At 71.9% G+C, this 26,782-nt stretch carries 21 protein-coding genes and 1 pseudogene; 13 read left to right on the top strand and 9 right to left on the bottom strand.

Annotated elements, in window-relative coordinates; all coding sequences use genetic code 11:
- Positions 1-162: 162 nt before the first annotated feature.
- Both ACIO9J_RS03765 and ACIO9J_RS03760 read left to right on the top strand, forming a co-directional pair.
- The gene (locus tag ACIO9J_RS03765) at positions 163-1,203 is read left to right on the top strand and encodes a medium chain dehydrogenase/reductase family protein (protein WP_401991945.1); all 1,041 of its coding nucleotides are present in this window, start codon (positions 163-165) and stop codon (positions 1,201-1,203) included.
- Between the two features lie 81 nt (positions 1,204-1,284).
- The gene (locus tag ACIO9J_RS03760; RefSeq protein ID WP_401991942.1) at positions 1,285-2,643 is read left to right on the top strand and encodes a carotenoid oxygenase family protein; all 1,359 of its coding nucleotides are present in this window, start codon (positions 1,285-1,287) and stop codon (positions 2,641-2,643) included.
- A gap of 78 nt (positions 2,644-2,721) precedes the next feature.
- Here the strand turns inward: ACIO9J_RS03760 and ACIO9J_RS03755 are convergent.
- A pseudogene (locus tag ACIO9J_RS03755) lies at positions 2,722-2,847 on the bottom strand (MMPL family transporter); the annotation flags it as partial.
- A 153-nt stretch (positions 2,848-3,000) separates the two neighbouring features.
- Here ACIO9J_RS03755 and ACIO9J_RS03750 point away from each other — a divergent pair.
- The 3 genes from ACIO9J_RS03750 to ACIO9J_RS03740 are packed head-to-tail and all read left to right on the top strand — an operon-like array spanning position 3,001 to position 5,293.
- Positions 3,001-3,681: an ABC transporter permease gene (locus ACIO9J_RS03750; RefSeq protein WP_401991940.1), complete on the top strand. Its 681-nt coding sequence runs from the start codon at positions 3,001-3,003 to the stop codon at positions 3,679-3,681.
- Complete coding sequence (locus ACIO9J_RS03745; RefSeq protein ID WP_401991937.1) at positions 3,678-4,355, top strand: ABC transporter permease; 678 nt, start codon at positions 3,678-3,680, stop codon at positions 4,353-4,355. Before ACIO9J_RS03750 ends, ACIO9J_RS03745 begins: the two co-directional genes overlap by 4 nt.
- On the top strand, positions 4,355-5,293 hold the full coding sequence (locus tag ACIO9J_RS03740) for an ABC transporter substrate-binding protein (RefSeq protein WP_401991934.1): 939 nt from the start codon (positions 4,355-4,357) through the stop codon (positions 5,291-5,293). The genes ACIO9J_RS03745 and ACIO9J_RS03740 overlap by 1 nt, the downstream gene beginning before the upstream one ends.
- Positions 5,294-5,315: 22 nt before the next feature.
- On the opposite strand, the gene ACIO9J_RS03735 is transcribed toward ACIO9J_RS03740, so the two are convergent.
- The 8 genes from ACIO9J_RS03735 to ACIO9J_RS03700 form a co-directional block, all read right to left on the bottom strand.
- Positions 5,316-6,479: a betaine/proline/choline family ABC transporter ATP-binding protein gene (locus ACIO9J_RS03735; protein WP_401991931.1), complete on the bottom strand. Its 1,164-nt coding sequence runs from the start codon at positions 6,477-6,479 to the stop codon at positions 5,316-5,318.
- Between the two features lie 22 nt (positions 6,480-6,501).
- Positions 6,502-7,161: a lactate utilization protein C gene (locus ACIO9J_RS03730; protein ID WP_401991928.1), complete on the bottom strand. Its 660-nt coding sequence runs from the start codon at positions 7,159-7,161 to the stop codon at positions 6,502-6,504.
- Positions 7,158-8,636, bottom strand: a complete 1,479-nt coding sequence (locus ACIO9J_RS03725) for a LutB/LldF family L-lactate oxidation iron-sulfur protein (protein ID WP_401993044.1) — start codon at positions 8,634-8,636, stop codon at positions 7,158-7,160. Before ACIO9J_RS03725 ends, ACIO9J_RS03730 begins: the two co-directional genes overlap by 4 nt.
- A gap of 20 nt (positions 8,637-8,656) precedes the next feature.
- Positions 8,657-9,418 carry a (Fe-S)-binding protein gene (locus tag ACIO9J_RS03720; RefSeq protein ID WP_401991926.1) on the bottom strand — a complete coding sequence of 254 codons (762 nt, stop codon included), beginning with the start codon at positions 9,416-9,418 and terminating at the stop codon, positions 8,657-8,659.
- A 129-nt stretch (positions 9,419-9,547) separates the two neighbouring features.
- Positions 9,548-10,999: a rhamnulokinase family protein gene (locus tag ACIO9J_RS03715; RefSeq protein WP_401991923.1), complete on the bottom strand. Its 1,452-nt coding sequence runs from the start codon at positions 10,997-10,999 to the stop codon at positions 9,548-9,550.
- 128 nt (positions 11,000-11,127) lie between these two features.
- Complete coding sequence (locus ACIO9J_RS03710) at positions 11,128-13,206, bottom strand: bifunctional aldolase/short-chain dehydrogenase (protein WP_401993041.1); 2,079 nt, start codon at positions 13,204-13,206, stop codon at positions 11,128-11,130.
- A 5-nt stretch (positions 13,207-13,211) separates the two neighbouring features.
- A complete protein-coding gene (gene rhaI, locus ACIO9J_RS03705; protein WP_401991920.1) occupies positions 13,212-14,381 on the bottom strand; it encodes an L-rhamnose isomerase in 1,170 nt (389 codons plus the stop codon).
- 34 nt (positions 14,382-14,415) lie between these two features.
- On the bottom strand, positions 14,416-17,622 hold the full coding sequence (locus ACIO9J_RS03700; RefSeq protein ID WP_401991917.1) for an alpha-L-rhamnosidase: 3,207 nt from the start codon (positions 17,620-17,622) through the stop codon (positions 14,416-14,418).
- Between the two features lie 266 nt (positions 17,623-17,888).
- On the opposite strand from ACIO9J_RS03700, the gene ACIO9J_RS03695 reads away from it, so the two are divergent.
- From ACIO9J_RS03695 to ACIO9J_RS03660, 8 genes are all read left to right on the top strand, one after another.
- Positions 17,889-19,385, top strand: coding sequence for a sugar ABC transporter ATP-binding protein (locus ACIO9J_RS03695; protein WP_401991915.1), 1,497 nt, complete (start codon positions 17,889-17,891; stop codon positions 19,383-19,385).
- Positions 19,382-20,440: an ABC transporter permease gene (locus ACIO9J_RS03690; protein WP_401991912.1), complete on the top strand. Its 1,059-nt coding sequence runs from the start codon at positions 19,382-19,384 to the stop codon at positions 20,438-20,440. The genes ACIO9J_RS03695 and ACIO9J_RS03690 overlap by 4 nt, the downstream gene beginning before the upstream one ends.
- Positions 20,433-21,422: an ABC transporter permease gene (locus ACIO9J_RS03685; protein WP_401991909.1), complete on the top strand. Its 990-nt coding sequence runs from the start codon at positions 20,433-20,435 to the stop codon at positions 21,420-21,422. The genes ACIO9J_RS03690 and ACIO9J_RS03685 overlap by 8 nt, the downstream gene beginning before the upstream one ends.
- Positions 21,423-21,475: 53 nt before the next feature.
- Positions 21,476-22,576 carry a rhamnose ABC transporter substrate-binding protein gene (gene rhaS, locus ACIO9J_RS03680; RefSeq protein ID WP_401991906.1) on the top strand — a complete coding sequence of 367 codons (1,101 nt, stop codon included), beginning with the start codon at positions 21,476-21,478 and terminating at the stop codon, positions 22,574-22,576.
- A gap of 65 nt (positions 22,577-22,641) precedes the next feature.
- Positions 22,642-23,655 carry a LacI family DNA-binding transcriptional regulator gene (locus ACIO9J_RS03675; protein ID WP_401991903.1) on the top strand — a complete coding sequence of 338 codons (1,014 nt, stop codon included), beginning with the start codon at positions 22,642-22,644 and terminating at the stop codon, positions 23,653-23,655.
- A 99-nt stretch (positions 23,656-23,754) separates the two neighbouring features.
- A complete protein-coding gene (locus ACIO9J_RS03670) occupies positions 23,755-25,056 on the top strand; it encodes an alpha/beta fold hydrolase (RefSeq protein ID WP_401991900.1) in 1,302 nt (433 codons plus the stop codon).
- Between the two features lie 57 nt (positions 25,057-25,113).
- Positions 25,114-25,872, top strand: a complete 759-nt coding sequence (locus ACIO9J_RS03665) for a PIG-L deacetylase family protein (RefSeq protein WP_401991897.1) — start codon at positions 25,114-25,116, stop codon at positions 25,870-25,872.
- A 61-nt stretch (positions 25,873-25,933) separates the two neighbouring features.
- A complete protein-coding gene (locus ACIO9J_RS03660) occupies positions 25,934-26,767 on the top strand; it encodes an enoyl-CoA hydratase/isomerase family protein (protein WP_401991894.1) in 834 nt (277 codons plus the stop codon).
- Positions 26,768-26,782: the final 15 nt, after the last annotated feature.

Genomic DNA, 26,782 nt, shown 5'->3' with positions numbered 1-26,782 from the left:
CGGTCTCCGCTCGTCGTGACGCTCTGGATGGCTACGTCTTGGTGCTTGCGTTAGAACCTATCACCGAACCTCTTGACTGGCTGTCGCGAAAGTTATAGCTTCTAACCAACGCAAGAAGAGCTAGCCCGAATGGACGGGCCGGCCGGGCCGACGGAGGTTGTCATGAGTGGTGCGGGATCCATCGAGCGTGTCGAGGTCGTCCTGCCGGGTCTCGCCGAGCCGGAGGAGCTCCAGCTGCGGCGCGGTCCGCTTCCCGTCGCGGAAGCCGGGCAGGTGGTCGTCGCGATGGAGGCCACCGGCGTCTCGTTCGCCGAGCAGCAGATGCGCCGCGGCCGTTACTACGACCAGCCGCCCTTCCCGTTCGTGCCGGGTTACGACCTGGTCGGCACCGTCATAGAGGCAGGACCCGGCGCGGCCCCCGACCTGGTCGGCAAGCGCGTCGCGGCGATGACCAAGACCGGCGGCTGGGCCAGCCACGTGGCGCTCGACGCGGCGGACGTCGTCGAGGTGCCCGAGGGTGTCGGCGCGGCGGAGGCGGAGACCGCGGTGGTCAACGGCATCACCGCGTGGCAGATGCTGCACCGCAAGGCGCGGGTGCGTTCGGGGCAGACGATCCTGGTGCACGGTGCCAACGGAGGCGTCGGTTCGCTCCTCGTCCAGTTGGCCCTCAGCGCCGGAGTGCGGGTGATCGGCACGGCGTCCGCCCGCCACCACGAAGCGCTGTCGAAGCTGGGCGTCACCCCCGTCGACTACCGCGCCGAGGACGTCCCGCGCCGGGTGCGCGAGCTCGTGCCCGGCGGTGTGGACGCGGTGTTCGACCACATCGGCGGCCGCAGCGTCACCGACTCGTGGCGGCTGCTCGCACCCGGCGGGACCCTCGTCTCGTACGGCAGCGCCGCCACCCGCGACGACACGGGCTCCAAGCAGTGGCCCGTCCTCAAGATCCTCGGCAGGGTCTGGGTGTGGAACGCGCTGCCGAACCGCCGCCGTGCGTACTTCTTCAACGTCTGGGCCGGACGTGCGTTCGCCAAGGACAGCTTCCGGATCCGGCTCCGTGAAGACCTGGGCCAGGTCTTCGCCGCGCTCCAGCGGGGCGAGATCACCCCGGGCATCGCCGCCGAACTGCCGCTGGCGCGCATCGCCGAGGCCATGCGGCTGGCCGAGTCCGGCACGGTCAGCGGCAAGGTCGTCCTCACGCCCTGAGCCGTCCTCCTGCCCCGAGTTGTCCTCCTACCCCGTTCGCCTCGAACCTGTGCCAGCCCGCCTCCCAAGGAGCCTCCCGTCATGAGCGACACCCTCGGCCAAGTCCCTTACGTCTCCGGCCACTTCACTCCCGTTCCCGACGAGCTCACCGCTCGCGATCTGACCGTCCGCGGCACCATCCCGCCGGAGCTGTCGGGCCGCTATTTCCGTAACGGGCACAATCCCAAGCCGGGCGACGTCCCCACCCACTGGTTCCGCGGCGCGGGCATGCTGCACGGCGTACGCATCGACGGGGGCCGCGCCGAGTGGTACCGCAACCGCTGGGTCCGCACCCCCGCCCTGGACGGCGCGCCGACCGTCCGTGACGACGGGAGCGTCGACCTCGCCGCCAGCATCGCGGGCACCCACGTCATCGAGCACGCGGGCCGCATCCTGGCCCTCCAAGAGGCCAACCTGCCCTTCGAGATGACCCCGGAGCTCGACACGATCGGGGCGTACGACTTCCGGGGCCGGCTCACCACCGCCATGACCGCACACCCCAAGGAGGACCCGGTCACGGGCGAGCTGCACTTCTTCGGCTACGCGGCGGTCCCGCCCTATCTGACGTACTACATCGCCAACGCCAAGGGCGAGTTGACGCACAGCCAGATCGTGCCAGGGGCGGGCCCCACCCTCATGCACGACTTCGGCCTCACCGCTCGGTACACCGTCTGGCTGGACCTGCCCGTGGTCTTCGACGCGGCGGAGCACTCCGGCGTCCCGTACCGGTGGAGCGACACCCACCGTCCGCGCATCGGTGTGCTGCCGCGCGAAGGAGGGGCCGATCCGATGTGGTTCGAGGTCGAGGCGGGCGCGTTGATCCATGTGACCAACGCCTACGAGGACGCCCAGGGGCGCGTCGTCGTCGAGGGGCCCCGCTACGACCGGTCCTCCTGGGAGAGCAGCTGGAAGTGGTGGACCGGCGCGCCGGGGCACCCCTCCGTACCCGTGATCGGTTCGATGCGGCACCGCTGGATCCTCGACCCGGCCTCCGGCACCGCGCGCGAGGAACCGCTCGACTCCCTGGTCACCGAATTCGCGACCATCAACGAGGCGTTGATCGGCGCGGCCCACCGCTACACGTACACGGTCGCCTTCCCGGGCGCGGGACTTGAGCGGTACGCCCTGGTCAAGTACGACGCGAGGACCGGCGAGCGGCAGATCGCCGACGCGGGACCGGGGCGGATGTACGGAGAGCCGTACTTCGTGCCCGCGGCCCAGGGAGCGGCGGAGGATGACGGCTACCTCCTCACCCTCGTCGGCGACCTGACTCGTGACTCCTCCGAACTGCTCATCTTGGACGCCAAGGACATCACCGCCGCCCCGATAGCCGCCGTCGAACTGCCCCGGCGCGTGCCGGCGGGGATCCACGGCTCGTGGATCCCCGACACGGCGGCGTAGCTACCGGAGCGGGACCGGTGACGGCTCGCGCGGGCGGTCCTCGGACGTGACCTCCTGGTGCCGGCCCAGGGAGCGGAAGAGCCGCGCCGCGGTGATGACGCCACCGGTGCTGGTCAGGCCCTCCAGTACGCCGCGGCGGTGCCCGAGTCGCACGGCCTCCTCCCTGACCCGGTGCATCAGGAAGATGTTGTAGTCGATGCCCAGGAGAAGCACCGGCGAGACCAGCGCCCGCAACAGCCAGATCAGGACGGCGAGGACCTGATACGTATCAGGGTCGGATCAGGGATACCTCAGGGTCGGCCCCGTACGGGTCACCAGAACGAGCCGTCGACCGGCACCTGAGCCTTGAATGGACGCGTGACCGCGACCCCCGACGACTGCCTCGCGCGCAATGAATGGATCTGCGGTGAGTATCTGAGCACCCGCCGCCAGATCCTGATCGACGCGGTCGTCCAGCACCTCCAGCTGACCGCCGTCTCCGTGCTCGTCGCGCTCGTCGTCGCCGTGCCGCTCGCCGTCGTCGCCCGCCGCTGGGGCTGGGCAGCGGGACCCGTGCTCGCGCTCACCACGATCCTGTACACGATCCCCTCGCTCGCGATGTTCTCGCTGCTGCTCCCCGTGTACGGCCTCTCCGCGTCCCTCGTCGTCGCCGGGCTCGTCCTGTACTCGCTCACCCTGCTGGTGCGGAACATCCTCGCCGGGCTGCGCGCCGTCCCCGAGGACACCCGGCAGGCCGCCCGCGGCATGGGCTACGGCCCGATCCGGCTGCTGCTCACCGTGGAACTCCCGCTCGCCCTGCCCGCCGCCATGGCCGGGCTGCGCATCGCCATGGTCTCCGCGGTCTCCCTCGTCACCGTCGGCGCCATCGTCGGCTTCGGCGGCCTGGGCAATCTGATCTACGCGGGCATGAACACCTACTTCAAGGCGCAAGTACTGACCGCATCGGTGCTCTGCGTGGTCATCGCCGTCGCCGCCGATCTGCTGCTGCTCGGCGTACAGCGCGTGCTGACTCCCTGGACCAGGGCGGTGCGCTCATGAAGACACTCGGCGACGCCTGGTCGTGGCTCACCGACGCCGCGCACTGGGCCGGTGACGACGGCATCTGGCACCGGCTCACCCAGCACCTCGTCCTCACCGTCGTCTGCCTGCTGCTCAGCTGTCTGATCGCGCTGCCCGTCGCCCTCGTCCTCGGCCACCTCGGCAAGGGCGGCGCACTCGCCGTGAACATCTCCAACGTCGGGCGCGCGGTGCCCACCTTCGCGGTCCTCGTGCTGCTGCTCCTCACCCCGCTCGGCAAGTGGGGCGAAGGCCCGACGGTCGTCGCCCTGGTCCTCTTCGCGGTGCCTCCGCTGCTCACCAACGCCTACGTCGGGATGCGCGGCGTCGACCGCAGCATCGTGCAGGCGGCGCGCGGCATGGGGATGACCGGGCGGCAGATGCTCTGGCGGGTCGAACTGCCGCTCGCGCTGCCCCTGGTGCTCAGCGGGGTGCGCATCGCGGCCGTGCAGCTCGTCGCCACCGCCACCATCGCCGCGCTCGCGGGCGGCGGCGGACTCGGCCGGATCATCACGGCGGGCTTCAACCTGGCGAGCACCGCCCAGGTGGTCGCGGGCGCGGTCCTCGTCGCCGTCTTCGCGCTTCTGGTCGAGGGCGTCTTCGAGGCCGCCGAACGGCTGGCGCCCGGGTGGGCGCGGACCCGGGGGAGGGCGTGATGCGGCGGCGCGCAGGGGCGGCGATGACGCTGCTCGCCCTGCTCACCGGCTGCACCGGCGGGCCCTCGCTGGAGAACCAGGGCGCGGTCACCGCGCCGCCGGGCGACAGCAAGCACCTCGTCGTCGGCTCGGCGGGATTCACCGAGAGCGATCTGCTCGCCCAGATGTATCTGCTGCTCCTGAAGAAGGCCGGTTACGGCGCCGAGATCCTCTCCGTCGCCAACCGGGAGCTCTACGAACCCGCCCTGGAGTCCGGCCAGATCGATGTCGTCCCCGAGTACGCGGCGACCTTCGCGGACTGGCTCAACGCCAAGAAGAACGGCGCCGACGCGCCGCCCGTCGGCTCGCCCGACCTCGACACCACCATGAAGGCGCTGCGCTCCCTGGCCGCCCCGCGCGGCCTGACCGTCCTCGATCCCGGCAAGGCCGTCGACCAGAACGCCTTCGCCGTCGCCGCTTCGTACGCCAAGGAGCACCATCTCAAGACCCTCAGCGACCTCGGGAAGTCGGGCCTGAAGGTGCGGCTCGCCGCGGGCGACGAATGCGTACAGCGTCCCTACTGCGCCCCGGGGCTGAAGAAGGTCTACGGCATCGACGTCACCGGCGTCGACCCGAAGGGCGTGGGCACCACCCAGGCCAAGAAGGCCGTGCAGGACGGCAAGGACCAGATGGTCCTCACCACCTCCACGGACGCGACGCTCGACAACTTCGGGCTCGTGCTCCTCAAGGACGACAAGCACCTGCAGAACGCCGACTACATCGTCCCGGTCGTCAACCGCTCCCGGGCGGGCAGTGACCGCGTCGCGGCGGCGCTCGGGCGGCTCAATCCCGTGCTGACCACGGAGGACCTGGCGTCCATGAACGAGCAGGTGGACAGCTGGCGTCGGCTGGCCGAGGACGTGGCACGGACCTATCTGGAGAAGAAGGGACTGCTCTGAGGGCGCCCCTTACAGGGCTCCCTCACGCGTCCGCGACCGAGTCGAATTCCACCTGGTCCCGCGCGACCCCTTGCGCGTCCGCGTCCACCGAGCGCCGCAGCGCCTCGTGCAGCTTCGCCGGGGTGAGTACGCCCAGGAACCGCGCACCGTCGAGCACCGCGACCCAGCCCGCGTCGTGCTGGAGCATCACGCCGAACGCCTGCTTGAGCGGGGCGCCGACCGGGACCCAGGAGTTCATGCGGTGCGCCAGATCGCCGACCGTGCCGCCCGCGCCTGCCAGCGCCACCTCGTCGACGCCCACCCAGCCGTGCAGATCCCCGTCCGCGTCCAGGACGACCGCCCAGCGGGCCTCCTCCTCGCGCATCCTGGCCGCGGCCTGCGCGGCGGGCTCGTCGAGGCGGGCGAGCGGCGGCTCCTCCAGGTCGTCCGACTGGATCTCGGTGACCGAGAGCCGTTTGAGGCCCCGGTCGGCGCCCACGAACTCGGCGACGTACGGCGTCGCGGGCGTCCCGAGCACCGCTCCCGGCGGGTCGAACTGCTCGATGCGCCCCTGCCCGTACACCGCGATCCGGTCGCCGAGCCGGACCGCCTCCTCGATGTCGTGCGTGACGAGCAGCACCGTCTTGCGGACGGCTGCCTGCATCCGCAGGAACTCGTCCTGGAGCTGCTCGCGCACCACCGGGTCGACCGCGCCGAACGGCTCGTCCATCAGGAGCACCGGCGGATCGGCCGCGAGCGCCCGTGCCACCCCGACGCGCTGGCGCTGGCCGCCGGAGAGCTGTTCGGGGTAGCGGGAGCCGTACGTCTTCGGGTCGAGGCCCACCAGGTCGAGCAGTTCGGCGGCGCGGGCCCGCGCCTTCGCCTTCTTCCAGCCGACCAGCGCGGGAACCGTCGCCGTGTTGTCGAGGATGGTCCGGTGCGGGAACAGGCCGACCTGCTGGATGACGTAGCCGATGCGGCGGCGCAGGCGCACCGGGTCGATGTCGGCGATGTTCTCGCCGTTCACGAAGATGCGGCCCGACGTCGGTTCGATGAGGCGATTGACCATCATCATCGTCGTGGTCTTGCCGCAGCCCGAGGGGCCGACGAGCGTGACCAGTTCGCCCTCGGCGACCTCGAAGGAGAGGTCGTCCACGGCCGTCGTGCCGTCCGGGTAGCGCTTGGTCACCTGCTCGAACCGGATCATGCGTTCACGCTAGCCGTGCCCGTCACTCCCCGCTCATCAGCACCACCTCCAGGGTGCGCGGTCCGTGCACCCCCTCGACCCGGTCCAGCTCGATGTCGCTGGTCGCGGAAGGGCCCGAGATCCAGGTGAGCGGACGGACCGGGTCCAGCCGTTCGAGGGCCTGCGGGACGGAGGAGACGACCTGATCGGGCACCCGTACGACGCAGATGTGGTGGTCCGGCACCAGGGTGATGCGGCGCCTGCCCTGGTCGGGGGAGCCGTCCAGGACGAGCGTGCCGGTCTCGGCGACGGCGACCGCGCAGCCGGTGACGACGCTGTCGACCTCGTCGAGCTGGTGCGGGGTGCTCGCGGCGCGGTCGTGGATGCGGACCGGGTCCGCCGCCTTGAGCCAGTACGGCGGCAGGCCCGGCGGCACGAGGACCGTCTGCGCGCCGCGCTCCGCCAGCAGCCGCATCAGGAGCTCCGACAGCTCATCGGCCGTACAGCGATGCACGATCGCGCGATAGTCCGCGAGGTTCTCCGCGAGCAGGTCCACGGTCTGCTCGGTGGTGCGGTCGCCGTGCTCGCGCGCGTACCGGCGGTCCAGCGACACCTCGTACGACTGTTCGCCCGTGAGCCCTTCGTCCGGTACGTCGGCGAGTGCCCGCCGCACCCGGCCCAGGATCCGGTCCCTGTTGCTCACTTGGTGCCGCCCTTCCCGCTGTCCTTGCCGCCGTTCGTCCGCCGCCACCAGTCGCGGAACGGCTCCGGCGGAAGCTTCGGCAGGTCACGTGTCGCGCTCCAGGCCCGGCCGGGACCGGGGAGCGTGCGCGGATGCAGTGCGCGGGTGCGCGAGGCGAGACGCTGGCCCGCGTGCAGCACTCCCGGCCGGGCGAACGCCAGGCCCGCGGCGCGCATCGCCGCCCGCTCCGCCGCATGTCCCTTGGCTGGCTTGAGGGTCACCTTCACGCCGTGCCGGGTGACCTCGCCGCCCTGGACGATCCGCTCCCGCAGGTGCACGAGGACCTCGGGGATGTCGATGGCGACCGGACACACCTCGTAGCAGGCGCCGCAGAGCGAGGAGGCGTAGGGGAGCGAGGCGTCGATCTCGCTCTGCGTGCCGCGCAGTTGCGGACTGAGGATCGCGCCGATCGGGCCCGGGTACACCGAGCCGTACGCGTGGCCGCCCGCCCGCTCGTACACCGGGCACACATTGAGACAGGCCGAGCAGCGGATGCAGCGCAGGGCCTGGCGGCCGACCTCGTCGGCGAGGGTGTCGGTGCGGCCGTTGTCGAGCAGGACGAGGTGGAAGGTGCGCGGGCCGTCGGCCGTGTCCGCGTCGGTGGTGCCCGTCCACATCGACGTGTACGGATTCATGCGTTCGGCCGTCGAGGAGCGCGGCAGCGTCTGGAGGAAGACCTCCAGATCGCGCCAGGTCGGCACGGTCTTCTCGATGCCGACCACGGAGATCAGGGTCTCGGGGAGCGTGAGGCACATCCGGCCGTTGCCCTCCGACTCGACGACGACCAGGGTGCCGGTCTCGGCGACCATGAAGTTCGCCCCTGAGATTCCGACCTTGGCGCGCAGGAACTTCTCGCGCAGATGCAGACGGGCCGCCTCGGCCAGCTCGGCGGGCGTGTCGGTGAGACCTTCCGTGGCCGGGCGGCCCCACCCGGCCATCTCCTTCGCGAAGATGTCGCGGATCTCGCCGCGGTTGCGGTGGATGGCGGGGACCAGGATGTGCGAGGGCCTGTCGTGGCCCAACTGCACGATCAGCTCGGCGAGATCGGTCTCGTAGGCGCGGATGCCCTCGGCTTCGAGTGCCTCGTTGAGGCCGATCTCCTGGGTCGCCATCGACTTGACCTTGACGACCTCGCTCTCGCCCGTCGCCTTCACCAGGGCCGTGACGATCCGGTTGGCCTCGTCCGCGTCGGCCGCCCAGTGGACGGTGCCCCCGGCGCTTACGACCGACTCCTCCAACTGCACCAGGTAGCGGTCGAGATGGCGCAGCGTGTGGTCCTTGATGCGCCGCCCCGCCTCGCGCAGCTCGGCCCAGTCGTCGAGCTCGGCGACGGCGCGGGCCCGCTTGTCGCGGATGGTGTGGGTGGCGTGCCGGAGGTTGGCGCGCAGCGTCGTGTCGGCCACGGCTTCGTGCGCGGCCTTCGGGAAGGCGGGCATGCCGACGAATGTGCCGCCGCTCATGACAGGGGCTCCTCTTCCGTGCTGGCCAGGATCTCCGCGATGTGGACGGGCCGCACCGCCGTGCGCAGCCGGGCCGCCGTGCCGCCGATGTGCATCAGACAGGAGTTGTCGGCGGCGCACAGGACGTCGGCGCCCGTGGACTCCGCGTTGCGCACCTTGTCCGCGCCCATCGCCGCCGAGACATCGGAGTTCTTCACGGCGAACGTGCCGCCGAAGCCGCAGCACTCCTCGGCGCCCGGCAGCTCGACGAGTTCGAGTCCCGCGACCGCCCGGAGGAGCCGCGCGGGCCGCTCGCCGAGACCGAGGGAACGCAGGCCGTGGCAGGTCGGGTGGTAGGTGACCTTGTGCGGGTAGTACGCGCCGACGTCCGTCACCCCCAGGACGTCCACCAGGAATTCGGTGAGTTCGTACGTCCTGGGCACCACCGGCGCCAGGGTGCGGGCCAGGCCGTCGCCGCGGCCCTCCGCGCGGGCCCGCTCACCCATGCGGGGATACAGCTCGCGCACCATCGCCCCGCAGGACCCGGACGGCGTCACGATCGCGTCGTACGTGTCCGAACCGAATACATCGGAGAAATGACGCGCCATTGGTTCCGCCTGATGGCGATAGCCCGTGTTGTAGTGGGCTTGCCCGCAGCAGGTCTGCGCCATCGGGAAGTCGACCTCAACTCCCAGCCTGGTCAGCAGTTTCACCACCGCGCGGCCCGTGTCCGGATAGAGCGTGTCGTTGACACAGGTCAGGAACAGGGCGACACGCATCGCGGGTTCCTCCTCGTCGATCATCGGATGGGTGCAGGGTACGCGGGCGCGTGGCGTTACGGGAGTCGCCCACGGCCACCGATGCGCGCCTCGCACTCGCTTCGCGCTCGCTCCGCGCTCGCCTCGTCCTCATCTCGCATCGAGCCGTTCCTGCGCGGTCCGCCAGGCGGTGGTGTCGCCCCGTGGTTCGTAGCGCGTCGGCGGGATGGCGCGGGCCACCAGCGCCCGTGCCTCGGCGCCGTCGGCCACGACACCGTGCGCCCGCGCCTGCACCAGGACGTTGCCCACCGCGGCGGCCTCGGCGGGACCGGCCAGCAGGGGCAGTCCGCAGGCGTCCGCGGTCAGTTGGCACAGCAGTGTGTTGCGTGCGCCGCCGCCGACCAGATGGACGACGCCGACCGGCTGTCCGGTCAGCCGACGGGCGTCCAGGATTGCCTTACGGTGAGCGAGCGCCAGGGAGTCCAGGACACAGCGGGTCGTCTCGGCGGGCGTGCCGGGGACGGGCTGACCGGTGGCGCGGCAGGCCGCCGCTATGCGGTCCGGCATCCGGCCCGGCGCGAGGAAGGCGGGATCGCCCGCGTCCACGACGGAGCGCAGCGGCGCCACGTCGGCCGCCGCGGCGAGCAGCGCGGCCAGATCGGGGTCGCCCCAGTCGCGCAGGCACTCCTGGAGAAGCCAGAGGCCCATGATGTTGCGCAGATGACGGACGGTGCCGTCGACGCCGAGTTCGTTGGTGAAGTTGGCCTCGCGGCTCTCCTCCGTACGCACGGGGGCGTCGAGTTCGAGCCCGGCGAGCGACCAGGTGCCGGTGCAGATGTACGCGAAGTCGCTGCCGCTGGCCGGGACGGCGGCGACGGCCGACGCGGTGTCGTGCGAGGCGACCGCCGTCACCGGCACGGGGCCCGCGAGCCCCGTCTCGGCCAGGACGTGCGGCAGTAGTTCCCCCGCGGGGGCGCCGGGGCGGCGCAGCGGCGGGAACAGGCCGAGGTCGATGCCGAGCCGCCCTGCCGTCTCGTACGACCAGTCGCGCGTGCCCGGGTCGATGAGCTGGGTGGTCGACGCGTTGGTGAGCTCGGTGCCCGCCTGCCCGGTCAGCCAGTACGCGATCAGGTCGGGGATGAGCAACGCGGTCCGCGCCGCGCTGAATTGAGCGGTCCCGCGCGCGGCCATGAGTTGGTACAGGGTGTTGAACGGGGCGTGCTGAAGTCCCGTCGCCCGGTACAGCTCGGCGGCGGGGACGCTCGCCCGCACCTTCTCGGCGACCCCTTCGGTCCGGCCGTCGCGGTAGTGCACGGGGTTGCCGAGCAGGTCACCGTCGGCGTCGAGAAGGCCGTAGTCGACCGCCCAGCTGTCGATGCCGACCGACGCGACGGGCCCGGCGGCCCGCAGCCCGGAGAGCACGCCCGCGTAGAGCGCGAGAATGTCCCAGCGCAGCGTGGAGCCCGTCCGCACGGGAGTGTTGGCGAACCGTCGAACCTCCTCCATGACGAGCCGCCCCGGCCCGACCCGCCCCACCATGACGCGCCCACTGGACGCGCCCAGGTCGACGGCGGCGAAGCGGGGGGCGGGGTTGAGGGGCATGGCTCTCCTGGGGGAGGGGTGGGACGGGTTGATGCGTGGGTGCGTGCGTATGCGGGTGGTTGGGTACGGGGTCCTCGGCGCCCTGGTGCTGCGGCCGCGTGCCGCGCGGCGGTGCGACCGCGGCCACCTCACCGCAGAAACGCCCCCGCCACCCCCGCATCCACCGGTATGTGCAACCCCGTCGTGTGGGACAGGTCGCCGCCCGTCAGGGCGAACACCGCGTTCGCCACGTGTTCGGGGAGTACCTCCCGCTTGAGGAGCGTCCTGCGGGCGTAGAACTCGCCGAGTTCCTCCTCCGGCACCCCGTACACCGCGGCCCGCTGCGCGCCCCAGCCGCCCGCGAAGATGCCAGAGCCGCGCACCACCCCGTCGGGGTTCACTCCGTTGACGCGGATGCCGTGCTCGCCCAGTTCGGCGGCGAGGAGGCGCACCTGGTGGGCCTGGTTGGCCTTGGTCGCGGAGTAGGCGATGTTGTTCGGGCCCGCGAACACCGCGTTCTTGGAGGCGATGTAGACGATGTCGCCGCCCAGGCCCTGCGCCGTCAGCATGCGGGCGGCCTCGCGGGAGACCAGGAAGGAACCGCGTGCCATGACGGAGTGCTGGACGTCCCAGTCCTGTGCCGTGGTCTCCAGGAGCGGCTTGGACAGGGAGATCCCGGCGTTGTTAACGACCAGGTCGACGCCGCCGAAGGCGAGCGCCGCCGCCTCGAACGCCGCGAAGATCTGCGCCTCGCTCGTCACGTCGACCGTGACCGCCACCGCCCGGTCGGGGCCGCCCAGTTCCTCGGCGACGGCCGCCGCGTTCGCCGTGTCGCGGTCCGCGACGACCACGCAGGCGCCCTCGGCGACGAGCCGGTGCGCGATCGCCCTGCCGATGCCGCTGCCCGCGCCGGTCACCAGGGCGACCCGGGTGGCGAGCGGCTTCGGTGCGGGCAGCCGCCGCAGCTTGGCCTCCTCCAGGTCCCAGTACTCGATGCGGAACTTCTCCAACTCCTCGATCGGCGCGTACGACGAGACGGCCTCGGCGCCCCGCATGACCTGGATCGCGTTGACGTAGAACTCGCCCGCCACGCGCGCGGTCTGCTTGTCCTTGCCGAAACTGAACATGCCCACGCCGGGGACCAGCACGATCGCCGGGTCGGCGCCGCGCATCGCGGGGGAGCCGGGCTCCGCGTGCCGGGCGTAGTACGCCGCGTACTCCGCGCGGTAGGCGGCGTGCAGCTCACGCAGCCGGGCGACGGCGTCGGCCAGCGGCGCCGTCGGCGGCAGGTCGAGGACCAGGGGCCTGACCTTCGTACGGAGGAAGTGGTCGGGGCAGGACGTGCCGAGGGCGGCGAGGCGGGGGTGCGCGGCGCGGGAGAGGAAGTCCAGGACGGGCGCCGAGTCGTCGAAGTGGCCCACCTGCGCGTGGTCCTGGGAGGCCAGGCCGCGGATCACGGGGGCCAGTGCCGCGGCGCGGGCGCGGCGCTCCGCAGTGGCGAGCGCCCCGTACCCGTCGAGCTCCGGGCCGAAGGGCTCGGGACCGCCCCGCTCGGCGATGAACCGCTCCGCCGCACGGATCATGTGCAGGGAGTTGGCCTCGCACTCCTGGCTCGTGTCGCCCCACGCGGTGATGCCGTGGCCGCCGAGGACACAGCCGATGGCCCGGGGGTGCGCGGCCTGCACCGCCGCGATGTCCAGGCCGAGCTGGAAGCCGGGGCGGCGCCAGGGCACCCAGACCACCGTGTCGCCGAAGCACTCGGCGGTCAGCTTCTCGCCGTCGGCCGCGCAGGCCAGCGCGATGCCCGAGTCGGGGTGGAGGTGGTCCACGTGCGCCGCGTCGACCAGACCGTGCATCGCGGTGTCGATGGACGGTGCCGCGCCGCCCTTGCCGTGCAGGCAGTAGTCGAAGGCCCCGACCATCTCGTCCTCGCGCGCCACGCCCCCGTACACCCCGGTCAGCGCGCGCAGCCGGTCGAGGCGCAGCACGGCGAGGCCGGGCTCCGTGAGCGTGCCGAGGTCGCCGCCGGAGCCCTTGACCCACATGAGGTCGACGTCGGCGCCGGTCACGGGGTCGACGGCGGTGCCCTTCACCGACGCGTTGCCCCCCGCGTAGTTGGTGTTGCGCGGGTCGGCGCCCAGCGCGTGGGCGCGGGCGAGGAGTTCACCCACGCACGGGTGCGGTCCCCGCCGATCCCGCTGTCGCCCCTCGTGGTCCCGCTGCTCCATCTCGCTCATGCCCCCCACCCGGCCTGCTCGCCGCCGACGCGCTCCTTGACGATCGACTCCTGCCATCCTGACCGCCGATAGGCCCCCATGGGATCCGGGTCCACCCCCATATCCGCCCTGACTTCGGCCAGTAGGGGACGGACGTCGGTGCTGTACGCGTCCATCAGCACCTCGTTCGCCGCGAGCACGTCGCCGGTGCGCTGCGCGCCGGCCAGCGCGTCCGCGTCCACGAGCAGTGCCTTCGCGGTGGCCTCCTGCACGTTCAGGACCGAGCGGATGATCGCGGGGATCTTCGCCTCGATGTTGTGGCACTGGTCGAGCATGAAGGCGACGTCCGCCGTGAAGCCGCCGCCGCGCACCACCTCGTACATGATCCGGAAGAGCTGGAAGGGGTCGGCGGCGCCGGCCATCAGGTCGTCGTCGGCGTAGAAGCGGGAGTTGAAGTCGAAGCCGCCGAGCCTGCCCTCGCGCAGCAGCGTCGCCACGATGAACTCGATGTTCGTGCCGGGCGCGTGGTGGCCTGTGTCGACGACGACCTTCGCCTTGGGGCCGAGCGCCAGACAGTGCGCGTACGCGGTGCCCCAGTCGGGGACGTCGGTGGCGTAGAAGGCCGGTTCGAAGAGCTTGTACTCCAGGAGCATCCGCTGGTGGTCGCCGAGCCGGTCGTGGACCGTGCGCAGCGCCTCGGCCAGCCGGTCCTGGCGGGCGCGCAGATCGTCCTGCCCGGGGTAGTTGGTGCCGTCGGAGAACCACAGCTTGAGGTCTCTGGAGCCGGTCTCGTCCATGATGTCGACGCACTCCAGGAGGTGCGCCACCGCCTTGCGGCGGACCGCGGGGTCCGGGTTGGTGACGGAGCCCAGCTTGTAGTCGTCGTCCTGGAAGACGTTGGAGTTCACCGCTCCCAGCCGCAGACCGCGTTCCGCCGCGTAGCCGGCGAGCGCTCCGTAGTCGTCGACGCGGTCCCAGGGGATGTGCAGGGCGACGGCGGGCGCCACGCCCGTGTGAGCGTGCACGCGTGCGGCGTCGTCCACCTTCTCGCGTGTCGTGCGGGGGACGCCTGGCTGCGCGAAGACCTTGAAGCGCGTGCCGGAGTTGCCGTACGCCCAGGACGGTGTCTCCAGGGTCTGGGTGGTGAGTGCCGCTTTCACGGCGTCCTTGCTGGTTCCGGCGGTCATCGCGCAGCCCTTCCGGGTGGTCGGTCGAGGTGGGTCAGTTGGCGAAACGGTGGGTTCCGGAGGCCACGGCGAACACGGCGCAGCCGTCGTCCATCCGCAGGAACTCCGCGCTGCCGTGGGAGACGTCGGCCGCCTCGTCGGCCGGTATCCACACCTCGGCGGTGGTGTGGGCGGGCAGCGTGAGGGTGAGACGGAATCCGTCGTCGCCCGTCCGCCAGCGGGTGCTGATCGGCCCGCGCACCGAGTCGAAGCGGGCTTCGGCCCGGGTGACGCCGCCGCCGGGGCGTGGCCGTACCCGCACCTTCCGGAAGCCGGGTGCGGCCGGTGCGATGCCCGCGATGTTCGCGTACATCCACTCGCCCACGGAGCCGTACGCGTAGTGGTTGAAGGAGTTCATGCCGGCGTCCTGGAAGCTGCCGTCCGGCCTGATGGAGTCCCAGCGCTCCCACATCGTGGTGGCGCCCCGGTCGATCTGGTAGCCCCAGCCGGGGAAGGTCCGCCGGGCGAGCAGCCGGTGGGCGACATCGGTGTGGCCGGTGTCGGTGAGCACGGGGAGCAGTCGCGGCGTGCCGAGGAAGCCGGTGGACAGGTGCCAGTCCTTGGACCTGATGAGGTCGACGAGGCGGTCCGCTGCGGGCCCCCGGTCGGCGTCGGCGAGCAGGTCCATGGAGAGGGCCAGCACGTAGGCGGTCTGGGTGTCGCCCTTCACGCGCCCGCCGGAGGTGACGTACGCGGCGCGGAAGGCGTCACGGACGCTCGTGAACAGCGTCCGGTAGGGCCCGGGATCCTTGCCGAGCGCCTCGGCGGACCTGGCGACGAGGTCGGCGCTGTGGGCGAAGTAGGCCGTGCCGATGACGTCCTTGGGTGTCTCGTCCTGGATGTTGAGCCAGTCCCCGTAGCCCTCGGCGGGCCGCAGGAAACCGCTGCTGTGCTTCTCCAGGTACGCCAGCCACTTGCGCATCGAGTCCCACGCCTGTTCCAGGACGCGCGTGTCGCCGTACGCCTGGTAGAGCGCCCACGGCACGGTGACGCCCGCGTCGCCCCAGCCCGCGACGCCCTTGCCGACGGCGTCCAGGTACGGCGCGACGTCGGTGAACGCGCCGTCGGCGGACTGCGCGTCCCGCAGGTCGTCGAGCCACTTGGTGAGGAACCGCGCCGACTCCATGGTGTAGGCGGCGGTGGGCGCGAAGACGTTGATGTCGCCGGTCCAGCCGAGCCGTTCGTCGCGCGCGGGCGTGTCGGTCGGCACGGAGACGAAGTTGCCGCGCTGTCCCCAAGTGATGTTGCTGTGCAGCTGGTTGAGCATGGGGACGTCGGTCTCGAAGTCCATGGTGAACGGCGCCGCCGTGTGGACGACCCGGCCCGCGACCGCGTCCAGCGGGGGCCTGCCCGGGTAGCCGGTGACCTCGACGTAGCGGAACCCGTGGAAGGTGAAGCGCGGTTCGTAGGTCTCCTTGCCGCCGCCCTTCAGGGTGTAGGTGTCGGTGGCGCGGGCCGTGCGCAGGTTGGCGGTGTAGAGCGTGCCGTCGGGGTTGAGCACCTCGGCGTGCCGCAGCCGCACGGTCGTGCCCGCCTTCCCCGACACGGTCAGCCGGACCGCGCCGACCATGTTCTGGCCGAGGTCGTAGACGAACACGCCGGGCTTCGGCTCGGTCATCTTCCGTGCGGCGAGGGTGCGTTCGACGCGCGTGGCGCCGTCGACGGCGGCCACCAGCGTGGCGCTCACCTTCTCCACGGCGGCCGCGGGGACCCAGCCGGAGTCGTCGAACCCGGCCTCGGTCCAGCCCGCGGTCTCCCGGCGGGCGTCGTACTCCTCGCCCGACATCAGATCCGCGCCGAGCACGGGCCCGGTGGCCGCGCGCCAGCCCGGTCCCGACAGGACGCGCTCGGTCGTCCCGTCGGTGTACGTGATCTCCAACTGGCCCAGGAACGCCGGGCGTTCACCGTACTGATGGGGCCCGAACCAGCCGATGTTGCCCGCGTACCACCCGGCGGCGAGCGTCACGCCGAGTGCGTTGGTGCCGGAGGTGACCAGGTCCGTCACGTCGTACGTCCGGTACTGGACGCGCTTGCGGTAGTCGGTCCAGCCGGGCGCGAGGCGGTCGTCGCCGACGCGCTCGCCGTTGAGGTGCGCCTCGTACAGGCCGAGGGCCGTCGCGTACAGCCTGGCCCGCGCGACCTTCCTGCCCTTGAGGCGGAACGCGTGGCGCAGTTGGGCCGCGGGGGAGTGGCTCGGCACGACCTTGCCCCAGGGGCCCGCGCCCCAGGCGGCGACGGCCTTGGCCGCGGGCCAGGACCCGTCGTCGTAGCCGGTGGACCGCCAGTCGCCCGACGGCTCCTTGTCGACGGACTTCCAGGAGGCGTCGGTGGAGACGGTGCGCACCCCGTCGGCGGTCGTCAGCTCCAGGAGGCCGAGCAGCCCCGCCGGGCTCTGCGAGGCGTTGGTGGCGGCCACGGCGATGACCGCGGCGCCGGTGCGCAGTTGTGCGGTGACGTCGACGAGGACCGGGCGGCGCCAGTTGTCGGCGGTGCCCTCCGCGTCCGTGTGGGCGACCTGTGCGCCGTTGACGTACGCGGTGAAGCCGTCGTCGGCGGTCAGCACCAGGCGCGCCCGGGTCAGGCCCCGCGGGACGTCGCAGCGGCCACGGAACCAGCGGGTGCCCGCGGGTGCGCCGCTCGCCGGGTCGCCCTCGGCGAACCAGATCCAGGAGGCCTCGTCGAGGCCCGGGGCGTCGACGAGGGCGGCGGGCGGTTCGACCCAGCGCGCCGACCAGTCGGCCGCCGCGGTGAGCCCGGTCTCCCACCAGCCGGGCTCGCTCCAGGCGGATGCCTCGTCCTCGGCGTCCCAGACGCGCACCGACCAGTGGTAGCGCGTACGGGACTTGAGGGCGGGGCCGCCGTACGGCACCAGGGACGAGTCGGCGGACGCGACCTTGCCGCTGTCCCAGACGTCGGGCTTGCCCAGGCGGCCGGGGTCGGTGGCGACACGGATCTGATACGCGCTCTGGGACCGCCCCGGCGTGTCGGATGCCAGGGGCCAACTCAGCCTGGGGCGTGGGGTGTCGAGGCCGAGGGGATGGCTCACGTACTCGACGGTGGGCGCGGTGACGCGCAGGGACTCGGGGCTGCCCGCGGCGGCCGGTGCGGCGGCCGACGCGGTGGCGGGGGACGTGGTGCCCGCGACGGCCGTTCCGAGCGCGGCCGTGGCGGTGGTGCTGAGCAGTCGTCTTCTGCTGATCACTACTTCACTCCGTAACGACTCGGCAATGAATCGTTTCACGAGAGGCGAAGCTAGGGAGAGGGCTCGCACCTGTCAAGGGATATCGGCCTTCTCCCGGTGGATTCTGCGGAACCGGCAGGTTTTCCATCCCACCCTATTGACGGGCCAGTTGGCGCACGCCTAGCTTCCGTGGCACTTGATTGAAACCTTTCATGAGTGCGGCCCCGGTGTGCGGCGCGTCGCCCGTGATCCCCCGTCCGTGCCCCCTTCACCGATCGGTGCTGCCCATGAGAGAGCCCCCTGTCCTTGCCGTGCGGGGTCTGAGCAAGTCCTTCGGCGCGGTGCGCGCACTCCGGGACGTCTCCCTGGAACTCCACGCCGGCGAGGCGCACGCCCTCGCCGGTGAGAACGGCGCGGGGAAGTCCACCCTCATCAAGACCCTCGCCGGGGTGCACAGGCCCGACACCGGAGTGCTCACGCTCGACGGCGAACCGGTCGTCTTCCACGGCCCCGCCGACGCCCGCGACGCCGGAGTCGCCGTCATCTACCAGGAGCCGACGCTCTTTCCCGACCTGTCCGTCGCCGAGAACATCTTCATGGGACGCCAGCCGCGCCGCTCGCTCGGCCGCGTCGACCACAAGGCCGTCGACTCGGCAGCGCGGGCGCTGTTCGCACGGCTCGGCGTCGACCTCGACCCCGAGCGGCCCGCACGCGGTCTGTCCATCGCCGACCAGCAGCTCGTCGAGATCGCCAAGGCGCTCTCCTTCGACGCCCGCGTCCTGATCATGGACGAGCCGACCGCGGCGCTGACCGGCAGCGAAGTGGCCCGCCTCTTCGGCGTCGTACGCACGCTGCGCGAACAGGGCTCGGCGATCCTCTTCATCTCCCACCGCCTGGAGGAGATCTTCGAACTCTGCACGCGCGTCACCACGTTGCGCGACGGCGGCCTGATCGCGAGCGAGCCCGTCGCCGGCCTCACCGAGGACGCCCTGGTGCGCCGCATGGTCGGCCGCGACCTCGACGAGCTCTACCCCAAGCAGGCCACCGAGGCCGGCGCCATCGCGCTCAGCGTGCGCAGGCTGACCCGCGAAGGGGTCTTCACCGACGTGTCGTTCGACGTCAGGCACGGCGAGATCGTCGGACTCGCGGGACTGGTCGGCGCGGGACGCAGCGAGGTCGCCCGCGCCGTCTTCGGCGTCGACCGCTGGGACGCCGGCACCGTCGAGGTCCAGGGCAGGGCCCTGACCAACGGCGCGCCGAGCGTCGCCATGGCGGCGGGCCTCGCGCTGGTCCCCGAGGACCGGCGCGCCCAGGGCCTGGTGATGGACATGTCGATCGAGCGCAACATCGGCCTCACCGGACTGCGCACCACGGTCCGCGCGGGCCTCGTGGACCGCCGCGCCGAACGCAGCCGCGCGCGGGACTGGGCGGTCCGGCTCCAGGTGAAGTACGCGCGGATCGCCGACGCCGTCGGCACCCTCTCCGGCGGCAACCAGCAGAAGGTCGTGCTCGCCAAGTGGCTGGCTACCGACCCCCGCGTGCTGATCGTGGACGAGCCGACGCGCGGGATCGACGTCGGCACCAAGGCCGAGGTCCACCGGCTGCTCTCCGGCCTCGCCGCCGACGGCGTCGCGGTCCTCATGATCTCCTCCGACCTGCCGGAGATCCTCGGCATGGCCGACCGGGTCCTCGTCATGCACGAGGGGCGGCTCACCGCGGAGATCCCGCGCTGCGACGCCACCGAGGAGAGCGTCCTCGCGGCGGCCACGGGGAGGGCGGCATGAGCACCACCACGCGCGGAGCCGCACCGGCCGTCGACCCGGCGGGGGCGGGCGCCACCCGGCTCGTCGACCGCGTCTTCAAGATGCGCGAACTCGCCATCCTGCTCGTCTTCCTGGCGATGATCGCCGTCACCCGGGCGGGCAACAGCGAGTTCCTGTCCGAACAGGGCATCAAGGACCTGCTCCTGAACGCGACCATCCTCGTCCTGGTCGCCACCGGACAGGCCCTGGTCGTCATCACCCGCAACGTCGACCTCTCGGTCGGCTCGACGCTCGGCGTCAGCGCCTTCGCCGCGGGCAACCACCTTCAGAGCGGCGGCAGTTCCCTCGTCGCGGTGCTGCTCGCCGTCGCCCTCGGCGTGGGCTGCGGGCTGCTCAACGGCGCGCTCGTCAGCCTCGGTCAGGTCCCCGCGCTCGTCGTCACCCTCGGCACGCTCTACATCATCCGCGGGCTCGACTCGATCTGGGTGGGCTCCCGGCAGATCACCGCGTCCGATCTGCCCGGCGGATACGTCGACTTCGGCTCGGGCGGCCTCTCGGCACTGCCCTGGCTCGCCATGATCGCCCTCGTCGTACTGGTCGCGGTGGCGTACTACCTGCGGCACTTCAGCGGCGGCCGCGAGCTCTACGCCATCGGCTCCCACCCCGAGGCCGCCCGGCTCGCGGGCATCCCCGTACGCCGGCGGATCCTCGCCGCCTACACCGCCTGCGGAGCCCTCGCCGGACTCGCGGGCGCCCTCTACCTCGCCCGATTCGGCAACGTCGACTCGGCGACCGGCAACGGCTACGAACTCACCGTCGTCAGCGCCGTCGTCGTCGGCGGCGTCGCCTTCACCGGCGGCTCGGGCAGCGTCTACGGAGCCGCGCTCGGCGCGCTCCTGCTGACCTCCATCAACAGCGTGCTCCCCGCGCTCGGCGTCAGCTCCGTATGGGTGCTCGCCATCAACGGCGTCCTGCTGGTCCTCGCCATCGCCGTCGACCGGATCGTCGCCCTGCGCGTCGCCGACGCCCTGAAGAAGCGGGCCGCGCCCAACCGAAGGAGTGCCGGCCATGGCTGAAGGACCGCTCACCCGCGCCGTGCGCTGGGACACCGTCGTCGGCGCCCTCCTCATCGTGCTGCTCCTGCTCTCCTTCGGCTTCGTCGACGGCTTCGGGAACGCCCTCAACCTGTCGTTTCTCATCGGCAACACCCTGCCCATCGCGCTGATCGCCCTCCCCATGACGATGCTCGTCGTCTCCGGAGAGATCGATCTGTCGGTGGCCTCCACCGCGGGCCTGTCCGGAGCGGTCATGGGCGCCCTGTGGAACGCGGGCCTGGCCATCGAGACGATCATCCCGCTCTGTCTGCTGCTCGGCGTCGTCTGCGGCCTCGTCAACGGCCTCCTGGTCACCCGTCTCGGACTGCCCTCGCTCGCCGTCACCATCGGCACCATGGCCGCCTACCGGGGCATCGCCCAGATCGTCCTCGGCTCGGACGCCGTCACCGACTTCCCCACCCAGTACCTCGACTTCGCCGCGGGCCGCGTCGGCGACACCTTCCTGCCGTACGCGTTCCTGCCCTTCCTCGTGCTGCTCGCGCTCGCCGTCGTCGCCCTGCACGCCACCCCCTTCGGGCGCTCGCTCTTCGCGACCGGCGCCAACGAGGAGGCCGCGCGCTTCGCCGGGATCCGCGTCAAGCGGCACAAGCTGTGGCTGTTCGTCGCGACCGGCCTGATGTCCTCGCTCACCGGCGTCTTCTGGGCACTGCACTACGCGAGCGCCCGCTACGACAACGCCACCGGGCTCGAACTCTCCGTCGTGGCCGCGGTGCTGCTCGGCGGCATCGACTTCGACGGCGGCAAGGGCACCCTCGGCGGCGCCGTCGCGGGCGTGTTCCTGCTCGGCGCCCTGCAGAACGCGATGAGTCTGCTCAACGTCTCCGCCCAGTCGCAGATCGTCGTCACCGGGGTGCTGCTCGTGGTGTCCGTGCTCGGGCCGCGCGTGGCCCGGCGCCTGCTCACCGCGCGCGCCTCCCGAGGCAGCCCGGCACCGAGCCCCTGACCGTGCACCGCCGACGCACCCCGCCCTCCCGAACCCCCTGAAAGGGACCGACGATGTCCACACCAGCACCCCGCCGACGCCCGGCCGCCCACCGGACCGGTGCCGTCCTCGCCGCCGTCGTAACGCTCGCCCTCGCCGCCACGGCCTGCGGCGGCACCACCAAGGACTCGGCGAAGGACGACGACAGCGCGCGGACGTCCGGCGCCAAGGCCGACCCCGGAGCGAAGACCAAGAAGGGGCTGACGGTCGCCTTCCTGCCCAAGCAGGTCAACAACCCCTACTTCACCGTGGCCGACAAGGGCGGCGAGAAGGCCCTCGACGAGCTCGGCTCCACGTACAAGGAGACGGGCCCCAACAGCGCCACCGACACCAGCGGTCAGGTCAGCTACGTCAACACGCTCACCCAGCAGCAGGTCGACGCCATGGCCGTCTCCGCGCAGGACCCGGGCGCCCTGTGCACCGCCCTGAAGCAGGCCATGAAGAACGGCGTCAAGGTCGTCACCTACGACTCCGACACCAAGCCCGCCTGCCGGCACGTCTTCGTCTCGCAGTCCGGCGCCGAGGCACTCGGCCGCACCCAGGTGCAGCTCCTCGGCGAACAGCTCGACTACAAGGGCGAGATCGCGATCCTGTCCGCCGCGCAGACCGCGACCAACCAGAACACCTGGATCGGCTTCATGAAGGACGAGCTGAAGAAGCCCAAGTACAAGAACATGAAGCTGGTCGAGACGGCCTACGGGAACGACGACGCGCAGCAGTCCTTCCAGCAGACCCAGGGCCTCCTCCAGGAGCACCCGAAGCTGGCCGGGATCATCTCGCCGACCACGGTCGGGATCAAGGCGGCCGCCCAGTACCTGTCCGGCTCCAAGTACAAGGGCAAGGTCCGGCTCACCGGCCTCGGCACCCCCAACGACATGCGCAAGTACGTCAAGAACGGCACCGTGGAGGGCTTTGAGCTCTGGGACCCGGCCAAGCTCGGCGCGCTCGCCGCGCACACCGCCGTGGCGCTCTCCTCCGGGCAGATCACCGGGCGCAAGGGCGAGACGTTCTCGGCGGGCGACCTCGGCCGCTTCACCATCGGCGACGACGGCGTCGTCGATCTCGGCGCGCCGACCGTGTTCGACAAGGCGAACATCGACAAGTACAGGTTCTGAGCCTTAAGTAGGCTGGTCCTCACGGCCGGTGACGGCCGAACAGCGGGATGGAGCGCCGGGAACGCATGGTCGGGATCAAAGACGTGGCGAAGCACGCGGGCGTGTCGGTCGGCACCGTGTCGAACGTGATCAACCGCCCGGACACGGTCTCCGAAGGGACCCGGCACAAGGTGCAGGCGGTCATAGACCGGCTCGGCTACGTCCGCAGCGAGTCGGCGCGCCAGCTGCGCGCGGGGCGCAGCCGCATCATGGCGCTGCTCGTCCTGGACATGGGCAACCCCTTCTTCGTGGACGTCGCACGGGGCGCCGAGCGCGCCGCACGCGAGGCGGGGCTCTGCGTGATGGTCTGCAACAGCGGCCAGAGCCCCGCCGAAGAGGCCGACTACCTGTCGCTCTTCGCCGAACAGCGGGTGCGCGGCGTCCTGCTGACGCCCGCCGACGCGACGGGGCGCAACATCGACGCCTTCCGCAGGCACGGCATCCCGTTCGTCCTCGTCGACCGCGTCGCCGAGGGCACCACGGAGTGCTCGGTCTCCGTCGACGACGTGATGGGCGGGGAACTCGCCGTGCGCCACCTCGTCGACACCGGGCACCGCAGCATCGCCTACGTGAGCGGGCCACCGGGACTCAACCAGGTCAAGGACCGCCGCGTGGGGGCGTCGCAGGCGCTCGCGGAGGCGGGCCTCGACGCGTCGGTGCTGCGGGAGCTGCCCACCGAGCGGCTCGACGTGGCCGCGGGACGCGACGCGGGCGCCCGCATCCTGGGCCTCGCCGAGCGGCCCACCGCCGTCTTCTGCGCCAACGACCTGCTCGCGCTCGGCGTGCTCCAGGCGATGTACGCGGCGGGGGTGAGCGTCCCCGAGGACGTGGCGATCGTCGGCTACGACGACATCGAGTTCGCGGCGGCCGCCGTCGTGCCGCTCACCTCCGTGCGCCAGCCCGCCGTCACCATGGGTGCCATGGCCGCCGAACTGCTCATGGAGGAGACCGAGTCAGGGGACCCCGCGACGCACGAGCACCGCCGCGTGGTGCTCACCCCGGAACTCGTCGTACGGCGCTCCAGCCTGCCGGGCCGCTGACCGCACGCCCCCCGGCGGACGTCCGCGACGCATGTGCTGAACTGGGGCGAAGGACCCGCGTCCGCGCCGTCGCCCCTTCCGTGTTGCCGAGGAGCCGCTTTGACCGCCACGTACCGCCAGCCCGGAGTCGTCCTCACCGACCGTCGTTTCAGCGTGCCGCTGGACCACGACGACCCGACGGGGGAGCGGATCGAGGTCTACGCGCGCGAGGTGGTGTCCGCGGCGCCGGGCGGCGCGGAGCTGCCGTGGCTGGTCTACCTCACCGGCGGCCCCGGCTTCGGCGCGACCCGCTTCAACGGCAAGGAGTCCTGGCTCGGCCGCGCACTCGCCGAGTTCCGGGTGCTGCTGCTCGACCAGCGCGGCACCGGCGCCTCCACGCCCGCCAACCGCCAGACGCTCCCGCTGCGCGGCGGCTCCCGCGAACAGGCCGACTACCTGGCCCGCTTCCGCGCCGACTCCATCGTGCGCGACTGCGAGGCGATCCGTCCCGCCGTGACCGGTGGCGCCCCCTGGACCGTCCTCGGGCAGAGCTTCGGCGGATTCTGCGTGACGCACTACCTCTCGGCCGCCCCCGAGGGCCTGGACACGGCGCTCATCGCGGGCGGTCTGCCCACGCTCGCAGGCCACGCGGACGACGTGTACCGCGCCGCCTACCCGCGCATGGAACGCAAGACCGCCGCGCACTACGCCCGTTACCCGCAGGACGTCGAGCGCGCCAGGGCCATCGCCGCGCATCTCGCCGAGCACGAGCCGGTCCTGCCCGGCGGCTACCGGCTGACCGTCCCCGCCTTCCAGTCGCTCGGCATCCTGCTCGGCATGAGCGCGGGCAGCCACCAGCTGCACTACCTCATGGAGGACGCCTTCGTCCGCACTCCCACGGGACCCGCGCTCTCCGACGCCTTCCAGCAGAACGTCCTCTCGACCCTCAGCTACGCGGCGAACCCGCTCTTCGCCGTCCTGCACGAGGCGATCTACGGCCAGGGCGAGCGGCCCACCGACTGGTCCTCGGAGCGGGTGCGCGGCGAGTTCCCGCAGTTCGACGGGGAGAAGAGCCTCGCGGGCGACGCGCCGCTGCTGTTCACCGGCGAGGCCGTACAGCGCTGGATGTTCGACAGCGACCCGGCCCTGCGCCCGCTGCGCGAGACGGCCGAGCTGCTCGCCGCGCGCACCGACTGGCCGCGCCTGTACGACCCGGAGCGGCTCGCGGCCAACGAGGTGCCCGTGGCCGCGGCGGTCTACCACGACGACATGTACGTCGACAGGGACCACTCCCTGGCCACCGCCCGCACCGTCAAGGGCCTGCGCACCTGGGTCACCGACGAGTTCGAGCACGACGGGCTCAGGGCCGAAGGGCCCAGGGTGCTCGACCGGCTGCTCGCACTGGCCCGCGGCGAGGCGTGAGGCGGAAGCCGCATCGGAACCTGCCCGTTGTCGGACCCCGGCGCTAGTCTGAGGATCATGACCGAGCAGCAGAGTTCCGCCACGCCCCCGCAACTCACGCCCATGCCCGAGGACTGGCAGCGGGCCCTTGCCGTCGTCGCCCACCCGGACGACCTGGAGTACGGCTGCTCGGCCGCGATCGCGGGATGGACCGACGGCGGCCGTGAGATCGCCTATCTCCTGGCGAGCCGCGGCGAGGCGGGCATCGACACGATCGACCCGGCCACCTGCGGCCCGCTGCGCGAGCGCGAGCAGCGGGCCAGCGCGGCCGTCGTCGGCGTGGACACCGTGGAGTTCCTCGACCACAAGGACGGCGTGATCGAGTACGGCACGGCGCTGCGCCGCGACATCGCCGCCGCGATCCGCAGGCACCGCCCCGAGCTGGTCATCACCCTGAACCACCGCGACACCTGGGGCGGCGTCGCCTGGAACACCCCCGACCACGTGGCGGTCGGCCGCGCCACGCTCGACGCGGCGTCCGACGCGGGCAACCGCTGGATCTTCCCCGAGCTGATCGAGGAGCAGGGCCTCGAACCGTGGAACGGCGTGCGGTGGGTCGCCGTGGCCGGTTCCGCGTCGCCCACCCATGCGGCGGACGCCACCGCGGGCCTCGATCGTTCCGTGCTCTCCCTGCTCGAACACCGCGCCTACATCGAGGCGTTGACGGACGAGGACCCCGAGAAGTACTGCAGGACCTTCCTGCTGGGGAACGCCCAGGCGGCGGCGCCCCGGTTCGGCGGGCGGCCCGCGGTGGCGTTCGAGGTCTTCAGCCGGTAGGCCGTCGCCCCTACTCTGACGGGTCATCAGAAACGTATGGCCGTGGAGGAGTTGGGGCCCGATGATCGACACGATCGGCACGGACATCCCGGACGGCGAGGAGCGGCTGCGCCTCGACGTCGAGGACGGCATCGGCATCCTCACGCTCTGCCGCCCGCGCAAGCTCAACGCGTGGAGCTGGGAGTCGACCCGGCAGCTGGGCCTGTTCGCGGACCGGATCCGCTTCGACGACTCGATCAGGGTGGTACTGCTGCGCGCCGAGGGCCGGGCGTTCTGCGCGGGCATCGACATCACGGCGCCGGGCGGCGCGATCACGGGCCGCTCCGGTGCCGAGCGCACCCGCAACTACTACGAGGCGATGCGCTGGGTGCACGAGCGCTTCCGCGTCTTCGCCGGACTGCCGCAGCCGGTCGTCGCGGCCGTGCAGGGGTACTGCCTCGGCTTCGGCTTCGAGCTCGCGCTGATGGCGGACGTGCGGATCGCCGCCGACGACGCGGTGTTCGCCCTGCCGGAGGCCCGGCTCGGTGTCGCCGTGGACGCGGGCGGCGATCTGCGCATCGCCCGCGAGGCGGGCGCGGGCTGGGCCAAGCTGCTCGCGCTCACCGGACGCCGCATCGACGCGCCGACCGCGGAGCGCCTACGGCTGCTCCAACAGGTCGTACCCGTCGACGAGTTGACGAAGACCGCCCGTGCGGTGGCCGCCGAGATCGCCGACAACGCGCCGCTGGCCGTGCAGGGCATCAAGCGCGGCATCGACGCGTACGCGGACGCGGGGATGGCGGGCGCCCTCGACCGGGTCGCGATGAACGCGGCGATCACGCTGACGTCGGAGGACTCCCGGGAGGGGTACGGGGCGAAGGGGGCGGGGCGGCCGGCGGCGTTCGAGGGGAAGTAGGGCGCGGGGCCCGTG

The organism is Streptomyces sp. NPDC087300 (assembly GCF_044744425.1).
GTDB lineage: Bacteria > Actinomycetota > Actinomycetes > Streptomycetales > Streptomycetaceae > Streptomyces.
The sequence above is the reverse complement of the archived record's forward strand: the minus strand, read 5'-3'. Positions and strand labels throughout refer to the sequence as shown.

Excerpts from the sequence above, each read along its gene's own strand:
- ACIO9J_RS03765 (WP_401991945.1), top strand. The coding sequence starts at position 163 with ATGAGTGGTGCGGGATCCATCGAGCGTGTCGAGGTCGTCCTGCCGGGT.
- ACIO9J_RS03760 (WP_401991942.1), top strand. The coding sequence starts at position 1,285 with ATGAGCGACACCCTCGGCCAAGTCCCTTACGTCTCCGGCCACTTCACT.
- ACIO9J_RS03745 (WP_401991937.1), top strand. The coding sequence starts at position 3,678 with ATGAAGACACTCGGCGACGCCTGGTCGTGGCTCACCGACGCCGCGCAC.
- ACIO9J_RS03740 (WP_401991934.1), top strand. The coding sequence starts at position 4,355 with ATGCGGCGGCGCGCAGGGGCGGCGATGACGCTGCTCGCCCTGCTCACC.
- ACIO9J_RS03735 (WP_401991931.1), bottom strand. The coding sequence starts at position 6,479 with ATGATCCGGTTCGAGCAGGTGACCAAGCGCTACCCGGACGGCACGACG.
- ACIO9J_RS03725 (WP_401993044.1), bottom strand. The coding sequence starts at position 8,636 with ATGCCCGCCTTCCCGAAGGCCGCGCACGAAGCCGTGGCCGACACGACG.
- ACIO9J_RS03720 (WP_401991926.1), bottom strand. The coding sequence starts at position 9,418 with ATGCGTGTCGCCCTGTTCCTGACCTGTGTCAACGACACGCTCTATCCG.
- ACIO9J_RS03715 (WP_401991923.1), bottom strand. The coding sequence starts at position 10,999 with ATGCCCCTCAACCCCGCCCCCCGCTTCGCCGCCGTCGACCTGGGCGCG.
- ACIO9J_RS03710 (WP_401993041.1), bottom strand. The coding sequence starts at position 13,206 with ATGGAGCAGCGGGACCACGAGGGGCGACAGCGGGATCGGCGGGGACCG.
- rhaI (WP_401991920.1), bottom strand. The coding sequence starts at position 14,381 with ATGACCGCCGGAACCAGCAAGGACGCCGTGAAAGCGGCACTCACCACC.
- ACIO9J_RS03695 (WP_401991915.1), top strand. The coding sequence starts at position 17,889 with ATGAGAGAGCCCCCTGTCCTTGCCGTGCGGGGTCTGAGCAAGTCCTTC.
- ACIO9J_RS03690 (WP_401991912.1), top strand. The coding sequence starts at position 19,382 with ATGAGCACCACCACGCGCGGAGCCGCACCGGCCGTCGACCCGGCGGGG.
- ACIO9J_RS03685 (WP_401991909.1), top strand. The coding sequence starts at position 20,433 with ATGGCTGAAGGACCGCTCACCCGCGCCGTGCGCTGGGACACCGTCGTC.
- rhaS (WP_401991906.1), top strand. The coding sequence starts at position 21,476 with ATGTCCACACCAGCACCCCGCCGACGCCCGGCCGCCCACCGGACCGGT.
- ACIO9J_RS03675 (WP_401991903.1), top strand. The coding sequence starts at position 22,642 with ATGGTCGGGATCAAAGACGTGGCGAAGCACGCGGGCGTGTCGGTCGGC.
- ACIO9J_RS03665 (WP_401991897.1), top strand. The coding sequence starts at position 25,114 with ATGACCGAGCAGCAGAGTTCCGCCACGCCCCCGCAACTCACGCCCATG.
- ACIO9J_RS03660 (WP_401991894.1), top strand. The coding sequence starts at position 25,934 with ATGATCGACACGATCGGCACGGACATCCCGGACGGCGAGGAGCGGCTG.